Here is a 16,350-nt window from a genome sequence, read left to right as displayed (position 1 = left end):
CAAAACGCAACGCCACGCAGACGATCAACGGCTACCGCGTGGTCAACGGGGTTCGCCGCGAACGAGAGGGTTCGTCTTGAAAGTCAATTTTGCCGCTGTGCATGTCATAGACGGCACCGACGATTTTGATTTTGCCTGCGTCAATGCTGCGGCGCAAATCGGGGACCCGCGAAAGTCGGCGCACCGCCAGTTCAACGTTCTTCTTGACCGCACAGTCGATGCGCTGATCGCGTGTTAACGCTGGATCAATGCCCAGGATCGCGGGCTCGATGCGATACAACAACGAAACCACCTCCGCTGGCTCATCATCGATGTTGGTCAAGTGATCCAACGTTGCCGTCACGGCACCACAATGCGAATGCCCCATCACGACGATCAACTGTGTGTCCAAGTGATCGATCGCATATTCCACGCTCGCAGTGACGTCGGTGTCAACCACGTTGCCAGCCACGCGGACGACGAACAAGTCTCCAAAACCCTGATCGAAAATCAGCTCTGGCGGGACACGCGAGTCGCTGCAACCAAGCACCACTGCAAACGGATGCTGGCCGCTTTCCAAAAGATGCCGCCACGCGGTCGTTTCGTGAGGGTGCCGTGGCTTGCCACTGACAAAGCGCTCGTTGCCGTCCTTTAACCGCTTCAGAGCATCAAGCACATCGACGACGCGAGTCGCTTGCCCCTGATGCTGGGTGTCACTCTTGACCAAGCCTGTGTCCAGCGACACTTTCCGCACCGAAAGATTTTGCACAGGAACGTTCCTGTCCGGTATCGCTGAATCTTCAGGCTGCTGGGCAATCGCTTGCCCAGCCCCAATTAGAAGACCAAAGACACCGCACAGGCAAACGGCAATTCGTCGCATCACGATTTGATTTGATGCCCGCTCCATCGCTTCATCACAGCGACCAAACCGAGCACGTTGAAGACAAACAGGCATTGCGAAAGTGATTGAGGTTGTGAAGTACAAGAAGCAGCCAGCACTCGTCGAGTGGCTGCGGCGAGAAAGCATCATGATGCTTCCGAAGGCGGGGAGTAGCGAATTTAGCCGCTTCGAATCGAAGCACAAGCCAAGAACACAAAACGCGACCAATCGCCATCGCAAAGCGCGCTCATCCGCGCAGCGGGATCCTACATCGTGTGCCAATCAGTCCCTTCGGGCTGATGTGCACCGCCCGCTCCCGGTTCGTCACTGGCTTGTATTCCCAGCCAACACGCTCTGCCAGCCAACACGCTCTGCCAGCCAACACGCTCTGCCAGCCAGCGCGAGAAGCTGGGCAAAGTTTGCGGCCTGCGATTCGTTAAACAGACGCGAATGCGTCAAAACCCGTACAGGCCGCATAATCTGCTGCCGAGAAAGGTTGATGCAGGCTTAGGCGGCGAGTGTTTCGTCGTTTCATCCTGCCCTGATCTCGCATCAAACTCGATTGTCACCAACAGACGGGTCCTGAAATGAAACGCCCTCATTTTGCATTCACAAATAGCTGTCCGACCAACGCGCTGCGTTTGGTTGCCGCTTTGCTGGTTTCGCTGGGCGCTTTGAACAGCCTTGCCCAGGCCCAACGGCCGGTGGTTCCAGGGACTGGCACCGAAATCATCGGCGTTGCCGACGACTTTGAAGCTCCCGACTGGAACTACGTTCCTCAGAACCCCAAGAGCACCGAAGACATCGATGAAGATCAGCGCGCCCCGCTGGGACAAAGCACCAATGGACGTTGGTACGAAGGTATCAAGCGTGGCCATCCCGACGTGATCAAACGCGTGAAAACTCCAGAAGGCGGTTTGCCTGGCAGCCAGGGTTCCATGTTGATGCGCAGCATGTACACCGGCATTCCGGGAAAGCCCAGCAACAAAATGCACCAAGACGACTTCATTGCCAACGTCCAATATCGCCTGAAACGGCGAATGTCGGTCGCAGAGGTCCCCAGCGTCACCACTCGCGTGTTCCTGCCATCGGTTGACACCTGGGAAAACCGCAGCGGACCACACTTTGGGTTCCGACTTGCCCTGGAAACCACCGCAATGGTCGACAAAGAAGTGGGCATGGGGCTCTTCAAACGGACCGTCGAAGAGATGGGCAACGAAGTTTACTGGCCCGGCATGTTCATTGAATTTGAAAGCAAAGGCAGCAAAGGAAAGCAAGACGACTACGCCTTCCTGCGAATTCGCGGCAACAGTCGCGGCGGTGACTTCCGCGGAGTCCAGATCACGACCACCGGTTGGTGGACCCTGGGCATGAGCGTGACCCCTGATGGCATGGTGCACTATTACGCGTCACCCGGCGTCGACGATCTGACCGAAGACGACTATATCACCAGCCAGTATCCATACGGCTACAAAGCCGAACGCTTCCGCACCTTCTTCTACAACGTGTGTAGCGCTGACGATGGGCGTCGCTGGAGCACCACTTGGATCGTCGACGATCCCAAAGTGTACGTGCTGCGACCCATGGGCCGCGTCGCTGTGGCACCGACGACGACGACAAAGCAATAGCGTCCGTGATTCGTGGGCGTTCATCACCGAAGCGTGGTGATTGAGCGGCGGACGGCTTCCGTCGCCGGGCCGGATTTCAGACATCTCCCGGCGCCCGGTCCCTAAACTGATTCTGGTGGTTTATGATGGGGGATGAATCTGCCCTCATTCCCCACCAAGAATCACCGCTATGAAAACGTTCTTATCGCCCAAACGTTCATGGGCTTGTGTGATGATCCTGATTGCCACTGCACAGTTGGCGATCACGGGCCATTGCGATGAACCATCACAGGCAGCCGTTACGCTGCCACCAACGCCGGCCATTTCTGGATCCAAACCGCGCAACGTGGTGTTCATTTTGACCGACGACCATCGCTACGATGCGATGGGTTTCGCCGGACACCCGTTCTTGGAAACACCGCACCTGGATTCACTGGCCTCCAACGGTGTTCACGTCAAGAACGCCTTTGTCACCACCAGCCTTTGCTCACCCAGCCGCGCCTCGATCCTGACCGGACTGTACACGCACAAGCACCGCGTGATCGACAATAACCGGACCGTTCCCGAGGGCACACTCTTCTTTCCGCAATACTTGCAGCGCGCGGGCTATGACACGGCTTTCATTGGCAAGTGGCACATGGGCGGGCATCATGATGACCCGCGTCCCGGTTTTGATCACTGGATCAGTTTTCGCGGCCAAGGGAACTACTTGCCACCTTCACCGCGCTACACGCTTAACGTCAACGGTCAGCGCATCAAACAGAAAGGCTATATCACCGACGAATTGACGGATTACGCGGTCGACTGGCTCAAAGAACGCGACGATGACAAACCGTTCTTCTTGTACTTGTCACACAAAGCTGTCCATGCCAACTTCACGCCAGCCAAACGCCATGAAGGGCGATATGCTGATGCTGACTTGAGCTTCCTGCCACGGGGCAAGGACATTAAAGCAGAAAACGATGCACCTCGTTGGGTGCGTGACCAACGCAACAGCTGGCACGGTATCGATTTCTCCTATCACAGCGACAAAGGTTTGGACTGGCTCTACCGCCGGTACTGCGAATCGATCTTGGCTGTCGACGACAGCGTGGGGCGAGTGTTGGATCAACTTAAAGAAATGGGCATCCATGATGACACACTGATTATCTACATGGGCGACAATGGCTTCATGTGGGGCGAACACGGCTTGATCGACAAACGCGTTTCGTATGAAGCGTCGATTCGAGTGCCGATGATGATGCAGTGCCCCAATCTGTACAAAGGCGGCACTGTCGTCGAAAACGTGATCGGCAACCTAGACGTCGGTCCGACGATCCTGCATGCGGCTGGCCTGGAAACACCCAAGTACATGGACGGCCAAAGCTTCTTGCAGGTCCCCAACAAACCCGACATGCCGTGGCGAGACTACTTCTTGTACGTCTACTACTGGGAGAAAAATTTCCCACAGTCGCCGACGCAATTTGCACTTCGCGGTGATCGCTTCAAGTACATCACCTATTATGGCTTGTGGGACGTTGATGAACTGTATGACCTGACCACTGATCCTGGTGAAACCAAAAACCTGATCAACAATCCGGATTACAAGAACATCGCCAAGGAAATGGAAAACAAGCTTTTCGAAATGCTTAGCGACGCGGGCGGAATGGACATTCCGATGAACCAGCCACGCGGCAATTCGCAAAACAAGCGTTGGGATGATCGCGGCGGCAACGAAGCGGCAGCATTCCCCAAGTCGATTGTTGTTGATGAGCCAATCAACAAAAACGCTAAGTAATCGCTTCTTGCAAACGCAGGTGGGACACCCGGCGTCCCAATTGGCGCTTGCTTTCTTTGTCAACGTTCAAAGGGTCTTCCAAACGATGATGCCGTTACGCTTTTCCGCCTGCGTTTTCCTGTTCGCATGGATTGCTGTCGCGCAAGCCGACGGCCCCGATCTACCGACCCTCGACCTCTCCGATCAAATGCAGCGTCATGTGGTGATCGCCGAAGGGACCGAAACGGTTTATCAAGGGCATCCGACGACCCTATCACTGCCGGATGGAAAAACCGTTTTTTGCGTTTGGTGTATCAACCACGGCGGAGCCGCCGGGCCCATGGCTCGCAGCACTGACGGTGGCAAAACATGGACTCGCCTCGATAGCCGATTGCCAGCGGAATTCAAAAAGCATCTCAATTGCCCCAGTATTTATCGCCTGCAAGGTCCAGACGGCAAATGGCGGCTCTGGGTGTTTTCAGCTGCAAAGGGGACGCGGTCCGGACCCGGCATGCCAAGCATCATGAGCGAAGACGAGGGCGAGACCTGGAAAGAGATGCCGCCGCTGGGATTCAAATGCGTGATGACCTTTAGCAGCATTGCCCGACTGAAGGACGGTCGCTACTTGGGCCTGTATCACGCGGGCCCAGAAGGCCACGATCGCCCGCCGCTCAAGGTCTACCAAACGATCACTGCCGATGGTGGATTCACCTGGAGCACACCACGTTTGGTCGCTGCGGTCGAAGGCAAGAATCCCTGCGAGCCATTTGTCTTTCGATCTCCCGATGGAGATGAACTGTGCTGCCTCTTGCGCGAGAACACTCATCGCGGTCGCAGCCTGATGATGTTCTCCAAAGACGATGGCCAGACGTGGAGCCAACCGGTGGACACCCCTTGGGGGCTTTCCGGCGATCGCCACATGGGAGTCTACAGCGAAGACGGTCGCTTGGTGGTTTCCTTTCGCGATCAGGCTCCAAACAGCCCCACCCGCGGTCACTTCGTCGCCTGGGTCGGAACCTATGATGACATTCGGCAGGGCAAGGCAGGGCAGTATCGCGTCAAACTGCTACACAGCCATGCCAAGAATGTTCGCGACTGTGGATACCCCGGCATGGAACGTTTACAAGATGGCAGCATTCTGGCCACCACCTATCTCAAGTATCGCCCCGGTCCGGAAAAACACTCCGTCGTCTGCACGCGGTTCACGCTAGAGGAACTCGACAAGCTTGCTTCCCCGTGATAGGCAAGACTTCTAGAGAGCCCAAGCACTTCGTTTAGCGAAGCAACGCGCCGTCCAAAGCATCAAGCGATTCGCTGGCGACAAGACGACCGGCACAGCAAGCGGTTCGTCGGAGTCAACATCAACGCACCGACGTGACGACAGAACAGCTCGTTTGATTCAAACTCGGCAGAGCGGAAACGGCGTGGAATCTCAAGGCCGTCCGGGGAGGGCTTCGCTGCAGAGCCTTGCCGTTGGCGTTGCCAACCGCGTCACCCTCACCTCGCTTAGGCTCGACTCTGTCGCAAACGGGAGAGTTCAGTCAAGGATCCGATCAGCCGCTTGGGCGTTCGCCACGGTTGGGTCAGGCGCGACTGCAACACCCAAAAACCGGCCTGCGGCTCATGCGGACCGTCGCAAATGCGGGCCGTGTTGCCGGCACCTTGCAGATGGATCCTGCCCTGGGGTATTCTTCCGGCTTGCGTTGACGAACACTGTTCCCTCCCGCTAGCCAAGATCTCCCAAGATGCCTCGCGTAAAATCGTTTCGTGCCGTCCGCCCGCCCGTTGAAAAAGCTGCCACCGTGGCCAGCGTTCCTTACGATGTCATCAATCGCGAGGAAGCGGTTGCCATGGCCGAGGGAAATGCGGCGTCTTTTCTGCACGTGATTCGTCCCGACATTGACCTGCCGGCGGATACCAACCCTTACGATGACAGCATCTATGCCAAAGCGGGAGAGAACTTCAAAGAGTTCCTGGCCGATGGCACCTTGGTCCAAGACGACCAGGACAGCATCTTTCTGTACCGTCAAATCATGGATGGCAAGGGCCAGATCGGCGTCGTCTGCTGCTGCCACGTCGACGATTACGAAAATAACCGGATCTTAAAACACGAGTTCACTCGGCCTGCCAAGGAAGACGACCGGACCCGCCACGTCATGACGCTTGGCGCACACGCCGGACCAGTCTTCTTGACCTATCGCGATGACGCCACGGTCAACTCGTTGGTTGATGCGGCGATCAAGGAAGCACCACTTTACGACTTTGTCGCTGAAGACGGCGTGCAGCACACGGTCTGGAAAGTGGATCAAACCGATCCCTACGTTCAAGCTCTCACGGCTTCCCCGGAATTCTATATCGCTGATGGACACCACCGCGCCGCAAGCGCTTGGCGTGCCGGCAAGGCTCGCCGTGAAGCCAATCCGGATCACACCGGCAACGAAGAGTACAACTGGTTCCTCACCGTGCTGTTCCCAGCTCAGCAGCTCAACATTCTGGCTTACAATCGCATCATCGCTGACCTCAACGGCAAGACGTCCGAACAGGTTCTTGAAGAGCTCAAGCAGGTTGGCAATCTGGAAAAAACAGATCAACCGGTGCCGGAATCGGCCGGATCGTTCTGTGTCTATGTTGACAAGCAATGGTGGCGACTGACCGTGCCAGCGGATTCAATCGACCAGGATGATGCGATCAACTGTCTGGACGTGGCCTTATTGGAGCAGCGTGTGATTGGCCCCATCTTTGGGATCGATGATGTTCGCACCGACCCCCGCATCGATTTTGTCGGCGGCATTCGCGGCACCAAGGAACTTGAACAACGCGTTGATAGCGGCAAGTGGGCCTTGGCTGTCTCAATGTACCCCACCTCCATCGCTCAACTGATGGCGGTCTCCGATGCCGATGAAGTCATGCCACCGAAAAGCACTTGGTTTGAACCCAAGCTGCGAAGCGGTTTGCTCACTCACCTGCTAGATTAGGGCAGGGGCCTGAAGACCACAGACGCTTGCTCTGGCCGCCGTACCTGCATGCAGCCTACGGTGTCCCCAGCCCTAACAAGCGATAAAGGTCTACTGCGGAGAGTGTCTGGCAATCACTCGATGGCATGACGCCCGCCGCACTTGGATCCGCAGGAGACTCTCCGTTGGTCTCTGCAATGATGATTTGATTGACGTCCGCGTTCATGGCCGAGCAACATTCCCCGCCGGCTCGGGCAATCAGATCCAGCACCTCCTGGTGCGGATGGTGCTGAAACGTGCCGACGACAAGCAATCGCTTTCCGGCCAACGGACGAATCAATTCCGCACGCACCAGCAACCGCTGCCAATCCGGCTTGGAAATCAGCGGCTCGCTGCTAGTTTCCTTGACAAGCTGCCCAGAGAGCGGATCGATTTGTTGATAGCCTGGCAATGGCAGCGGCCGGTTCTTGCGCCGCATGGGCAGCTTTGGATCACTGCGTTTGCTAGCCAATTGACTGCGTGATGCTTTCTTTTTACTGCGTTTTGATGCTGCGTGACGAACGCCCCAGTCACCCGCGGCGCCGCGTTTCAGTTGCAGCTTCGTTTCCAAGTCCTCAAGACTCTTCGCACCACAAGCGATACCGGCAGCCAGCAAGACCTTTGCGCAGGCAACGGAGTCCTCCAGGGCATCGTGATGCCGAAACTCCACCCCCAACCAGGACGCCAAGGCCTTAAGCCCGTATCGGCGGCGGTCCGGCCAAGCCTGACTGGCAATCAAACGTGTGCAGGTAAATTGCAACGCAGGCACATCGCAGTGATGTCGATTGAGACAACTGATTAACACACCAATGTCGAACGGTGCGTTATGGGCAACGATACAGTCGTCCACCAAATAAGGAGCGATCTGGTCCCAAAGCTGACCAAAATTCGGCTCCTCTTCAACCGCTTCGGGACGAATGCCATGAATCCTGATGTTGATGGCAGAAAAGAAAAAAGGCTCGGGGCGAATCATCCACATGTTGCGATCGACGACCTGACCGTCGCGCACGACCACGGCGGCTAACTGACACGCACTATCACTGCGTTTGTTGGCCGTTTCAAAATCAATCGCGGTAAAGTTCGCCTGAAAACCCATTCCCGCAGTTTACCCTGCAAAGAGGTTTCCGACGAGTGATCTAGCAACCGGCCAACAGCGAACGACATCGACCGCAACACACACCCGCGTGAGTCTCCAGGTCGCAGCGAACCACGGTGCCGAACTGGTCTGAGTTGCCGGAGAGAAATCCAACGCCACACTTGCTCTCGATCCAGCAATCAGATCAAGCCCAACAACCAGGCAGGAAAGGTCGTAAGGCGCGGTCGCGGAAGCGCTGCTCTCGCCTAGGACACCCACTGGTCGTTGCCCAACGGCAAGATCGTACTGACAAGACCAGGAGCCAAAGATTGCAAGCGCACTTGGCTTAGCAAGCAAGCTTAACCAGCCATGCGAATTCGACTGCTGGGCTTGGCGATTTCCGAAGCGGTGGGACGATAGCGGAATTGCATCAGGTAGGCGTCTTCGACGGTATCGTCATAGAAATCATGCAACACGCTGATCGCTCGGAAGCCAACTGACTTGAAGAACAACTGAGCGTCCAAGTTGGTCTCACGAATCTCCAACATGATTCGGTTGCGGCGTTCGTGAGACAGCTTGCCGATCAGCTTGCTGCACATTGACTGGCCCACACCTGATCGCCGACACCCTTCGCGAACGGCGAAGTTCAAGATATGCAAGCGGTTCTTGTGCAACTCGTAGATCATGAAACCGACAATCTGATTGTCTTGCTCGGCCACCATGCCGATACAGTTCCGTTGACGCAGACAGCGAATGAAGTCTTCTTCCGTCCAGGAAAACTCGAAACAACTTTGCTCGATTGACAACACATCTGGCATGTCTCGGCGAATCATCCAACGAATGTGGACGCCGACGCTAGCTTCCTTGATTTGCTTCACTTCTGGTGCTCCTTTCCAGCGTGGCGAAGCGTCAGCAACCAGTGCAGGGCGACGATTCGCAACAGCAGTCCGCACAAGCAAAATGCTGCGGGACCAATGTACGGAAAAATTAATAAGTGCAGTGACTCGGGAGCCGATCCATCGACAAGCCCGCTGCCACTGATCGCGAAAATAGCAGACCATCCTTTTTGAACCAAGACAGATTAGGGGCGGATTTTTTTCTTACGGCAAACCCGTTGATTTCTTTGATTTTTCGTCCTTGCCTCGGCTGAACCCCCACGCAAGCTGGCTAGGTGAGGGAAAACCGGCGAGGCACCCTCTGGCAATCACAGCCACGTGACTGCCAAACGCTTGACTCAACAAACACCGGCCCTAGCGTTACAGTGGCATCGAATCGGTGCAGCAACAATCGCTTGCCCGCTGTTTCGCTTGCCAACAAACTGCTCCGCCGCCAGCACTGCGGCCAGCAAAATCCACTGTGACCAGCCACCTGGGGCTGCTGCCACTCACGCATCGCAATCCAACGCATCGCAATCCAACGCATCGCAATCCAGCGAAGAGCCAACACATGCCCAGCAGCCTCACACCAACAGCACACCCAGCGCTCATCGCACCGCAGATCAACCCGGACGCGGTACCGGTTTCCAGCCAAGAACAAGGGCAGCGCAAACCTCGGATTTTGTGCATTGACGATGACCCCGACATCTCTCGCACCATCACACTGCGACTCCAGGATTATGACGTCACCGTCGACTCGGCTCTGTATGGCACGCAAGGTTTCTGGCAAGCAGCACAAACGCGACCTGACCTGATCCTGCTGGATTATTCCATGCCCAATGGCAACGGCAGCTTTGTGCTGGACTCGCTTCGTCAAAAGCCAGACACCCGGGAAATTCCCGTGATCATGCTTACCGGCCACCGAGACGCCCAATTGAGACAAACGATCGCTGCGCGAGGCGTCGCCGGGTTCCTGCTCAAGCCGATCCTCTTTGAAGACCTCGTGTCCGAGATCAAGAAACACATTGAATTGTCGCACCTGCCCGCCGAGCGCTGGTCGGATGTCTCGATGGACCATTGGACGTGAACTGACGCCCTGAACGCCTGCGTGCCGACGACGACGCAGCGATTCTGCAAACACATCTCGCCAAGACCGCTTGCCCATCAACCACGAAGACAACGTTGTGAGCACCCCCACTGTCCTGATCGCCGACGACGACCCCGACCTTCTGGAAGCACTCGCCACTCGAATCTCAAGCCATGGATGTCATGTTGTCACGGCGACGGACGGATTAACAGCCCTGTCATGCATTGACATCACCGAACCCGACCTAATCATTCTGGACATCGAAATGCCAGGAGGGAACGGCTTAGCAGTCTGCGAAATGGTCGCCACCAACGAAAAACTGGCTCACACGCCCGTCATCTTGTTCTCTGGCCAGGACAGCGTGCCGATCCGAAACCGCTGCCGCCAACTGGGAGCGACTTGGATTCCAAAATCTCCACACGCATGGCTAGAACTTCAACCACACATCGAATCGCTCCACAAGCGTCTTGATTCAACGGAAACTCAAAACTTTCATCCAGCAAGCTGAGCCAACTGTTGGTTCCCTAACACCTCCAAGCAACCTGTGCCAATCGTCCATTCAACCGGTCGCAGCTCCCTTGGCTGATGCTGGACTCATCTTTGGAAACAGCCTTCGATCGAAGGGACATTTTCCAGCTTGGAAAGGGAGCGCGGCACCCTTAAACTGTGTCCAGTACCGTCGCCTTGCAATACGTGAACAACACGGAATGTGATCGCGAGTGGCTGGCACTGGTGTTTCCGGGAGCCGCCATCAACTAACATGCTGTGCTCCAGAAGCGGGGCGTGTTGTCCCACATTTTCTTCAGATGTTTTTCTATAGGATCGAGATATGTTACGTCAGCTATTTTCATTGACACTTGTCGGCGCCCTGCTAACTCTCAGCATCGGTTGTGGCTCCAGCAAAGCAACCAGCACTGTGGACAAAGACGATCAAGATGCGATCGCAGCTTACGAGAAGTCCTTGGCGGAAGAATCCAAGTCGATGGAAAACGAAGAATAAGCGTAAGTTCATCTGGCTAGTGATTCACCGTGGAGTGAATCAACAAAGCCCCGATGCGCTCGATCGAACCAACAGAAACAGACATGGATCCGTTATCCATGTCTGTTTTTTTATTCGCCCAGCGGAGCTGTAGAACCGAAACCGGCACCTCTACCGAGCCCTGTTAATGCGGAATTGAATCCAAGCCGCAAAGGCCTTGCTGACCGGCGGTAAGCCCTGAAGTCAACGATCGAAAGAGGATGGAGTGCCGCAAAAGCAAAACCGATTCGCGAACCATCGTCAAGAGCGAAGGGGGACACAACCGTCGCCGGAGATCCAGCCTGCTAGCTGAATCTCCCAAGTCCAAGGAGCGTCCCGATAGCCGCTAGGTCAGAAACGAGTAAGGAGAATTCGGAGAAGGCACAATCAAGAAGCCCGCTGCTCAACTGACTCGTTTTTCTCATCTCATGATGCCTCTGGCACTGAATGGATCAATGCCAGAGTTTTCTATCCGCTTCAACGGATCACTGGTTTTCCAGGCTCTCTGTCTCACGTGCGGCACGTGAGCCCAAAGCACCCCAGATCCCATAAGGGCTCTGCTCACCAGGCATGTTATTGTTGGCCGCAGTGCCACCACGGTAGATGACTGGATTGTTCTGGTTGCCAGCTTCAATCGAGTCGGTGACGAAGGTCACCGCACCATCACCCATCACCACGTGAGCACCGCCAGGGTGACGACTGGAGGCGGTCATGATGGAAGGACCATTCGAGTCATGCGGGATACACAGAGGCTTGTTCGGAGGCGCGATCGTGTGGAACTGAGTTTGCATCGCCTGCGCGTCTGCCCAGCGGAATCCACGTCCCTTCGTTACAGGTTCGATGCCACCTGAGACCCAAAAGAGAGGCCGATCGGGGTCGAGCATGCCGATTTCCTGGCAGGTGTTTGGATTCATTCGAATCGTGTCTTGTCCCGGTTGCCCGCTAGGGTGACGCTTGGCACGGGTGCGTGAATCTAAATCACCTAGGTCAGTGGCAATTTCACCGATCGCAATGGTATTGGACAAACCATCTAGCACGTCACGGAACTTCATTCCCTTGTGCTGAACAAACACCCCACGGTTGGCAGCATTCGAATGCGTCGCATAATCTTGCTGTTCGCCGCTGTTATTGCTTCCGGGACGCTGGGAACCATGCTGAGACCTCCAGTGAGAATCGCCCATGCACATGGCGTAATTGGTCCGTCCCAGTGATGGCAGACCGGATCCAGGATCACTTGGGCAACGTAGCGTGGGAATTTCAATCGTCCATGGCACGTATTCAATGCGGTCAGGCGATGGCCCCATCGCTGGCCAGAAACCAGAAGGCGTGGGAGGTGGGTTGCCTGAGGTGGTTTCCTGGCTTGGAGTGCTGATCTTATCCCAAACAGCACCCTGCTCCATAAAGGGGGTCATGCCGACCAAGGCGCTCAATCGCCAGTAATTGAAGGTATTGTACCCGCTCCACCAGTTGGGGGCAGTTCCATTTCCAGGGGCGGTGTTCCAACCAATGTCGGTTCCTGCACCTTGCATGGGAAGCTGTTTGTAAGCTGACTCGTAGTTGTGTAGAGCAATCCCGATTTGCTTGAGATTGTTTCCACAGCTCATGCGGCGAGCTGCTTCACGAGCGGCCTGAACCGCTGGCAACAAAAGACCAACCAAGATCCCGATGATGGCAATGACTACCAGCAACTCAACCAAGGTAAAACCTTGACTGCGCATTTTGTGATTACTCACAGATGACTCCTTAGTAATAAAACAACTGCACCCCAAAACGGGCATGACGACCTTTCAAGATAGCGTAGAGTCAAGCTGCTGTCATGTATCCGCCCCATTAATCGTCAAAGATAACACCACATGCTGTCGGCTATAGGACATATGTGGAATGTTGCACCACAATGTACCGGTGGTTTAATAAAAAAGGGGCCAATTCTTGCCTTGCCCCATCGGGCCACTCAATGACTACCCGACAGAACCTAGCCTTCCGTGGCTTTGCGTCTTCCGACCCGCTATCGGTCTCGATGGCCATCCGCACAACCCTGTCATTACTGCAGAGGTATCCAGAACCACCCGTCACGCGATGAGATTTAGACTGACCACCGTATTCCAGGTGCACAGCAGCTCCAATGGGGTCACGAGAGCAACTCCGACCATAAAGCTCCAATTCGATCCAGTCACCCGTCGGCTGTGAATGATTGATCAGCAAAGCGACGGGTTCCGTTTGATGCGTCACGACGAGGTCACATCGGTGGTCCCGATTGGCATCAATGGTCCATAAGGAACGCCCAACATGGGGAGCCCCTAAATACTTCCCCGGCATCCTCTGGTGCACTTCGTTGTACTGGCCTCCATGCCTCTGAAAGATCTGCATGGGCTGTGCATAGAGGGATTGCTCCCCCCCGCGAGAAAACAGATCGACGTGACCATTGGTGACAACCAGCTCGCGTTGACCGTCCCGATCCAGATCGACTGCTTGAGTGCCAAAGCCCACCAGCGGAACGGTTGGCTGCAGCAGCCCCAAGCTTGCTGTTTGATCCAACCAGGTGCCACCAGGCTGCTGCATGTAGAAACTGTTGTATTCCTTCTCAAAATTCGTGACATAGAGATCGAAGTCGCCATCCTGGTCCAAATCACCACCCGCAATCCCCATCGATCCCTGAGCATTGGCGCGATCATCTGCAGCCACGCCCCGCAGCATGGCCGACTCCGCTAGGCGAAAGGCTTGGCTGCCGCTGTCACGACTCCAGTAATGATTGTTGGTCATGTCATTGGCAATGTAGAGATCAATGCCGGGTCGCTGGTCCAACTGCCCCGCCAAAATGCCCAACCCACGGCCTCGGATCTCGGGGGTCGCCCCCCAGTCCTGGAGCTGATCAGAAAAGGTGCCATCCCCTTGGCTGCGCAAAAAGAAGTCCAGCGATCCCTTAAACCGCATCGGTGAACAAGAACGAACCACGTCGCTCTCACCGGTCGAACAAGCGTACGTTGATGGCTCCAAGCCATCGCAATAATTAACAACAATGATGTCGCTGAGACCATCACCATCGAGATCGACAATGGCGGCGCTGGTTGACCATGCCTGGCTGTCTTGATTGTTTGGCAGGGCATCGCTCTGGTCGCTGAAACTGCCATCCCCGTTGTTGATGTAAAGCCGGTTGGGGCCGTAGTTCAGCACCAGCAAGTCTGGAAAGCCATCTTCATTCACATCGCCCACCGCAACGCCTTGGCCGAATCCTGTCTCCGCGGTTTGAGTCCGATCAGTGACCGCTTGAAAGGAACCCAACTGATTGCGAAACAGGGCATTGGGTTGCGATTGATTCTGTGCTGGCTTGCCTCCTGCCCCCACCAAGTACAGGTCGGTCCAACCATCCAGGTCATAGTCGATCGATGCACCACCGCAACCAAGCGTCTCATGCAGCATGATGCCGGCCTGATCGAGGGTGTCACTTGTCTTGCCAAAGAAAGCCAGCCCGCGCTGTTCTGCTTCATTGACCAAACGCAGTTCGCTGGATGGATGCATTTCAAGCGAACTTGCATCGGACGGCAGAGCTGCGTCTTCTTGCTGACTGACAATTTCTGGCAGCGGCAAATAGGACAGGTCCACTGACAAGGCTGGGTTTCCCGCAGTGATCTGCCAAGGAGTGTCGGCCTTCAGTTGCTTAAGAAGACGCTGGCGAGCGTCTTCAATGGACACCGAATCATCTTCTGGAAGCCTGGCAGCCACAACCGTCCAGGCTTCGGCCTCCCAAGGCCTTCCCAGCGCAGAAAGTGTTTCCACGATCTGAAGCACAATTTGTCGAGAGATGCCACCGGAGCGTTCGAAGCGGCTCTTATGCTGTTCAAATTTGCTGAGCAGACTGGCACGCTGCTGGATTGACTGGACAACCTGCTCAGAAACCTGGCCGGTTTCCTGGGAAAGCTGAGCGGCACTGGTCGCTAGCTTGGTCCAAGCTTCCGAGTTGTCGACGTCCAACGTCGCGGCTTCCCAATACGCACGCACGGCTTGCTCCGTCTTGCTTTGGGAGCGAGCCCAATCAGCGACTGCAATCCAGTAACCCGAGTAGCCGTTGAGCCTCTGCTTTTGCTTGCTAGCCCATGGCCTGACTTGGTCGTCCATGCCCGCCGCGACATAGCTGCGTCCCACTAACACTTGGGCCGGTAGAAACTCTGGATAGCGCTCAAGAATCTGATTCAATGTCTCAATGGCTTTCTCGTTGTCGCCAGCGTCGAAATCAATTTTGGCACTCCCCACCAAGGGGCGAGTGTCGTCGGGATTGCGATCGACCATCTGCTGAAGTGGACTGACATCTAGCGATCTTCGCTGCGTATTGCTGAGCGACTTAAGCAGTTCGACATCAAACCGCCTGGCCAGAACCAAAACTCTTCCATGCGGAACGGCCGAGGGACGATCCTCGGTGCCCCCATAAAAGTCATAGAGCCAGCGACGAGTCTGATACTGCTTGGGCCGCTCAGCAACTGCCTCTTCCAGGAACCCCAGCCCGTCCATTAAACGCCCCACCGAGATCATAGCGATCATGGCTTGCTGGACCCGCGACTCTCGTTTGAAGCTTTCTGCTCGACACGATTGCATCAACAAATCGGCCGTTTCTCCAGGAAGGTTGTTTGCATGGGCGACCTTTGCCAAAGTTGCCAAGGTGGCCGAGTCTTCTCCGTGAGTCCTGAGCACCGCCTCGCGATAGGACCAGGCTTCTTCCCACTGCTGCATGCGAACAGCTGCCTTCATCTTCGCGCGTGCCTCCTGATCGGAAACAGCAGATCCAGTGTCTTTGCTGCAACCGCAAAACAACAAGCAAGACGCAAGCAGGCCAACTGAGGCCGCCAATCGAACAACGGAAAAGAACGGAGCGATGCGATTCATCAAAAGGACGCTCTGCGGGTGTAGGTTGAAACGGGGCGGGGACGGGCAAAGCGAGCCCAATGTGATGATTGATTCTGGCACACACCTTTCATTGGCGTGCTCAAAACGCACAGCGGCGATCAGCAACGTCGATCAATTTCAGCATCACGGTGACACTTTGCGAGCTCCGTTTAGGGTTTTAAGGCTCTGCGGTTGGAATTGTAGC

General features: G+C 55.7%; 12 protein-coding genes. 7 read left to right on the top strand and 5 right to left on the bottom strand.

The genetic code is table 11. From position 1 onward, the window contains the following. Positions 1-31: 31 nt before the first annotated feature. Positions 32-934, bottom strand: a complete 903-nt coding sequence (locus SV7mr_RS10475) for a carbonic anhydrase (RefSeq protein ID WP_419188373.1) — start codon at positions 932-934, stop codon at positions 32-34. Between the two features lie 512 nt (positions 935-1,446). Between SV7mr_RS10475 and SV7mr_RS10470 the strand changes: the two genes are divergently transcribed. The 4 genes from SV7mr_RS10470 to SV7mr_RS10455 all read left to right on the top strand — a co-directional run bounded on the left by SV7mr_RS10470 (position 1,447) and on the right by SV7mr_RS10455 (position 7,197). Continuing rightward, positions 1,447-2,487, top strand: coding sequence for a hypothetical protein (locus SV7mr_RS10470; RefSeq protein WP_419188372.1), 1,041 nt, complete (start codon positions 1,447-1,449; stop codon positions 2,485-2,487). Positions 2,488-2,656: 169 nt separating this feature from the next. Then, positions 2,657-4,243, top strand: a complete 1,587-nt coding sequence (locus SV7mr_RS10465; protein ID WP_145271740.1) for a sulfatase family protein — start codon at positions 2,657-2,659, stop codon at positions 4,241-4,243. Beyond that, positions 4,215-5,462: a sialidase family protein gene (locus tag SV7mr_RS10460; protein WP_473163685.1), complete on the top strand. Its 1,248-nt coding sequence runs from the start codon at positions 4,215-4,217 to the stop codon at positions 5,460-5,462. Before SV7mr_RS10465 ends, SV7mr_RS10460 begins: the two co-directional genes overlap by 29 nt. A gap of 505 nt (positions 5,463-5,967) precedes the next feature. After that, positions 5,968-7,197 (top strand): DUF1015 domain-containing protein, encoded by a 1,230-nt coding sequence (locus SV7mr_RS10455; protein WP_145271738.1) that lies wholly within the window; start codon positions 5,968-5,970, stop codon positions 7,195-7,197. 55 nt (positions 7,198-7,252) lie between these two features. On the opposite strand, the gene SV7mr_RS10450 is transcribed toward SV7mr_RS10455, so the two are convergent. Both SV7mr_RS10450 and rimI read right to left on the bottom strand, forming a co-directional pair. Next, positions 7,253-8,311, bottom strand: a complete 1,059-nt coding sequence (locus SV7mr_RS10450; protein WP_145271736.1) for an exonuclease domain-containing protein — start codon at positions 8,309-8,311, stop codon at positions 7,253-7,255. 338 nt (positions 8,312-8,649) lie between these two features. After that, positions 8,650-9,123, bottom strand: coding sequence for a ribosomal protein S18-alanine N-acetyltransferase (gene rimI, locus SV7mr_RS10445; RefSeq protein ID WP_419188463.1), 474 nt, complete (start codon positions 9,121-9,123; stop codon positions 8,650-8,652). 442 nt (positions 9,124-9,565) lie between these two features. Here rimI and SV7mr_RS10440 point away from each other — a divergent pair, with 442 nt between their 5' ends. The 3 genes from SV7mr_RS10440 to SV7mr_RS25285 all read left to right on the top strand — a co-directional run bounded on the left by SV7mr_RS10440 (position 9,566) and on the right by SV7mr_RS25285 (position 11,252). Then, positions 9,566-10,252 (top strand): response regulator, encoded by a 687-nt coding sequence (locus SV7mr_RS10440; protein WP_419188371.1) that lies wholly within the window; start codon positions 9,566-9,568, stop codon positions 10,250-10,252. A gap of 97 nt (positions 10,253-10,349) precedes the next feature. After that, on the top strand, positions 10,350-10,760 hold the full coding sequence (locus SV7mr_RS10435; protein WP_419188370.1) for a response regulator: 411 nt from the start codon (positions 10,350-10,352) through the stop codon (positions 10,758-10,760). A gap of 321 nt (positions 10,761-11,081) precedes the next feature. Continuing rightward, entirely contained in the window at positions 11,082-11,252 is a 171-nt protein-coding gene (locus tag SV7mr_RS25285) for a hypothetical protein (RefSeq protein WP_419188369.1), read from the top strand. A 503-nt stretch (positions 11,253-11,755) separates the two neighbouring features. Here SV7mr_RS25285 and SV7mr_RS10430 read toward each other — a convergent pair. After that, positions 11,756-13,003: a DUF1559 family PulG-like putative transporter gene (locus tag SV7mr_RS10430; protein WP_419188368.1), complete on the bottom strand. Its 1,248-nt coding sequence runs from the start codon at positions 13,001-13,003 to the stop codon at positions 11,756-11,758. 130 nt (positions 13,004-13,133) lie between these two features. Beyond that, positions 13,134-16,145, bottom strand: coding sequence for an FG-GAP-like repeat-containing protein (locus SV7mr_RS10425; RefSeq protein ID WP_145271728.1), 3,012 nt, complete (start codon positions 16,143-16,145; stop codon positions 13,134-13,136). Positions 16,146-16,350 lie beyond the last annotated feature (205 nt).

The sequence above is a fragment of the Stieleria bergensis genome, from assembly GCA_007745635.1.
Classification (GTDB): domain Bacteria; phylum Planctomycetota; class Planctomycetia; order Pirellulales; family Pirellulaceae; genus Stieleria; species Stieleria bergensis.
Note: the sequence above shows the minus strand (reverse complement) of the source record. Positions and strands in the feature narration are given on the sequence as shown.